The sequence below is a fragment of the Bartonella sp. AP150HLJHH genome, assembly GCF_042196385.1.
In the GTDB taxonomy this organism is placed as follows: Bacteria; Pseudomonadota; Alphaproteobacteria; order Rhizobiales; family Rhizobiaceae; genus Bartonella.
Genome location: NZ_JBHIQC010000062.1, coordinates 1 through 3328, shown reverse-complemented (window position 1 = coordinate 3328; position 3328 = coordinate 1). Strand labels below are relative to the sequence as shown.

The following is a 3328-nucleotide window of genomic DNA, read 5'->3' as shown; positions in this document are numbered from 1 at the left end:
CTCTCATTAAACGCGGATCTGATGTCATGATTTTGGTGAGCGTTCCGGAGAGTTTGAGAGGCGGATAGCCTCTCATTAAAAAATAAGGATTAACTGAAAATATTTAATATTTTTAATGTTTCTTTTAAAAGTATAAAAAACTAATAAAATAATTGCTAAATAAAAATATCTTGTATATATCTTTTTTTGGAGAGAGAGGTCATAACAAACTATCCCCGCTAGGATAAGTTGATCATTTTATCTCTTTCTCCTTTTTCAAAATCAAAAATTTTTACTATTTTCGACCTCCTTTACGCCTTTAAAAAATAACGATAAATAATTAAAATATTTATTTCGTATATAAATTATTATTTATGTAAACTTTGGCATTTTTAGATTATTTAACGTTTTATTGAGTTCAAACTCAAACAAAGAGCTTTTTTCTTCGTTTAGCTTTATTTTCTGATTTTTTTCTAAGTTTAAACTATTTATTTCTTCTTGATCAGCTTGTTTCAATAAAGCAAATAAAGAACGCTCTAGATACAATTCTCCCTTTTTTTCTTTATCAATCATGCCGCGGAGATATCCCCCTGGTGATTTTACAAGTCCTCTAGCATATTTTTCAAAAATGATGGCAATGGCTAGAGCTGTTTTTTTAAGCCCCATGATTTTTGTAGCTTGTTCAGCGGCATGTTCTGAAACTTTAATCATTCTGTACATAGGATACATAGAACGTATCAAATCGCTTTCTGTTTGGAGACTATATTCAGAAAACAAGACGGCATTTGGTAAAGCCTTTTCTAGTATCTCCGGCTTAATTTGAGGCAATGTACTACCTTTTGAGGGAAGTGATGTTTCGGTCTTGCCTTTCTCTATATTTTCATAAGTCATTTTATCGTGACCGGAGGTCACATTAATGGTTTGAGTGTGTTCAGATAATTCTGAACACTCATTTTTGTTACAATTACAATTATAGTTAGGGGTTGTATTATGTAATTGCATAACATTTTTGTTATTTGTGCATAACATTTTTGTAAAAAATAAACGATCTAGGAGCCAATTAAAAAGCTTAATAGCTTTTTCCAATTTAAAGGTAGACGCTTTAAAAGGGGACCCAAGAACAGATTTAATCTTATTAATACGATTTAAAAACATTGAAGCAATAGATGTAAATTTTATCTCTTCAATACGAAGCTGCAATCGACGACAAACACCACAAAAGGTCCTAACAACCATATCGTGATGTTTCTTTTCTTCTTTAATCGTTAAAATAGAGTGCTGAAGTTCAGGGTAACGCGCGATTAAAATGCTAAGGTCAATACCACAAGCAATTGGTACGTGATTAGCAGAATTAAAACTATAGCGTTTATAATTACCAGAATCCCGCATCACAATAAGACCTTTATCAAAAAGGCGTGAAAGTAATCTACTTACATGAACAGACGTACAACCAATTTCTAGACCAATTTGATGGTTGCTTTTAAAAACTAGTGGAATTTTACCTTTTTCAAAATGCGAAACGGGTACAGTATTCAAAAGTTTGGTTAATAAATGGACTTCCGTTCCTTTGATAAGACCAATTATAGGTAATTCTTGTACAAGAAAAATAAGTTGGCTTCTACTAATGTGTCCAATATCAGTATTATCAGCAATTTTTATATATTCCCAGTGCTTTGAAGTTAATTTTCTACCAGATGTTTTTTTAACCATAATTTTTAAAACCTCTCTATTGGAGGCAAAAAAAATGTTAAAAATACCCTTTTTCCACAAAATTTCTCTTGCAGAATGCATCACGATAAATTAAACTAGGAATTACTTTATGTAATTTAATTCACCGTATAGCTAGTACGGATATTTTAGAAACCCTTCTGTTAACGCAGTTGGGTTTTTATTTTTTTGCCATTATATTTCCCTCTATTTGAAACGACTCATAGCTCAAAAAAAGCGTATCAAGGTCAAAGCTATATTAAAAAAAAAAGATTTTCAATATGGTAAAGCTTTCAAACAACTGTTTTTATGGCAATACAACCTAATACAACCTACAACAACAGCAAAGCGAAATGACATATAACTAAGGAAATGCCCTCTTATATAGCGCTGTAAAAACAACCTATACGAGTAAATGAATTTTAAACACAATAATTTTTCTTTGCAAGAATTGTCCACTAGGGACTGTGTAGATTATGATTAAGTTTTTTCTTATAAAGTTCGTAGTGGAATATTGCCTTGATTTTTCAGTAGCGCTTGAGAGAACGTTTTATCAATAATGGTCAATGGGATTATAGCTTCCATGATCTCTTCGCCAATCTTCTGGTTGTTGAAATTTGCTCGACCATAAAACATTTTGTGCTTTTTAAGCAGGGTTTTCTATTGTCTTTTCTGATCCTTTAAAAAAAAGAATTTTCATTATGTTGACTGAAATAAAAGTATCAAAAAATAATAATATAAATTAATATAATATATTTAGGCGCTTCTCTAAGATATTTTAAAAGTATCATTTTGAATATTAGTATATTATCTAAGATAAAGATTAAATATTTTTAATTTTATAGTAGAAAAAATAGTTTTTTCATTTTATAGGGTAGATTAATATTTTAACTATTAATTTAATTTTTAACTTCAAAATAGCGTGGGGGTTTTTCATGAAAAACATGAATAATTCGTTCAGTTGTGAACACATCTTACCAAAAACTACTCTATCCAACACACAAAAGAAATGGTTAACAACAGCATTTATGCTGTTTATTGCCTTCATCGCACTGAGTGAACCAGCATTTGCCGCAGGCGGCTTCGGAAAAATTGAAAGTGCTCTTCAAAAAATAATTGAAGCTTTAACAGGACCAATTGCAAAATCAATCGCGACCATTGCGATTGCCGGTGTTGGGATTGCATGGATTGCTGGTTATGTTGAAATGCGTAAAGCTTTCTTTGTTTGTATTGGCATCGGCATTATCTTTGGTGCACCACAAATCGCAGCAATGTTTTCTAGTTAAACTTTGTCTGTCAAAGCCATGAAAGAGCGCGATAAGCTAACAGAAGATACGTTATTTCTTGCTTGCACGCGCCCTGCAATGATCGCAGGCGTGACGGTGGAAGCTATGGGATTAAATGCGATAGGAACGATGATATTGTTTATTGTGATAGGCAATATTTTTCTTGTAACTATTGGGATTGCCATGCATTTCATATTCAAGGAAATCCTAAAGCATGACCATAACAAATTTCGTATTCTTCTGACATGGCAAAAGACATCTATTTTTGCCAGAAACTCTAGTCTATGGGGTGGGGGAAGTATTTCTCCATTACGATTAATTCGTAATTATGAGGAATTACAATGAATAGAACAGAG

Annotated in this window: 3 protein-coding genes and 1 pseudogene; 2 read left to right on the top strand and 2 right to left on the bottom strand. The window is 31.9% G+C overall.

Annotation, left to right across the window (positions count from 1 at the left end; translation table 11 throughout):
- Nucleotides 1-351 precede the first annotated feature (351 nt).
- Nucleotides 352-1689 (bottom strand): replication initiation protein RepC, encoded by a 1338-nt coding sequence (repC, locus tag ACFING_RS09395; RefSeq protein WP_375621854.1) that lies wholly within the window; start codon nt 1687-1689, stop codon nt 352-354.
- A 550-nt stretch (nt 1690-2239) separates the two neighbouring features.
- Nucleotides 2240-2332, bottom strand: a pseudogene (locus ACFING_RS09390) (nuclease); the annotation flags it as partial.
- Nucleotides 2333-2621: 289 nt separating this feature from the next.
- On the opposite strand from ACFING_RS09390, the gene ACFING_RS09385 reads away from it, so the two are divergent.
- Together ACFING_RS09385 and ACFING_RS09380 are read left to right on the top strand one after the other, a co-directional pair.
- Nucleotides 2622-2972, top strand: a complete 351-nt coding sequence (locus tag ACFING_RS09385) for a TrbC/VirB2 family protein (protein WP_375630672.1) — start codon at nt 2622-2624, stop codon at nt 2970-2972.
- Between the two features lie 18 nt (nt 2973-2990).
- Complete coding sequence (locus ACFING_RS09380; RefSeq protein WP_375630673.1) at nt 2991-3317, top strand: type IV secretion system protein VirB3; 327 nt, start codon at nt 2991-2993, stop codon at nt 3315-3317.
- Nucleotides 3318-3328: the final 11 nt, after the last annotated feature.

Excerpts from the sequence above, each read along its gene's own strand:
- ACFING_RS09385 (WP_375630672.1), top strand. The coding sequence starts at position 2,622 with ATGAAAAACATGAATAATTCGTTCAGTTGTGAACACATCTTACCAAAA.
- repC (WP_375621854.1), bottom strand. The coding sequence starts at position 1,689 with ATGGTTAAAAAAACATCTGGTAGAAAATTAACTTCAAAGCACTGGGAA.
- ACFING_RS09380 (WP_375630673.1), top strand. The coding sequence starts at position 2,991 with ATGAAAGAGCGCGATAAGCTAACAGAAGATACGTTATTTCTTGCTTGC.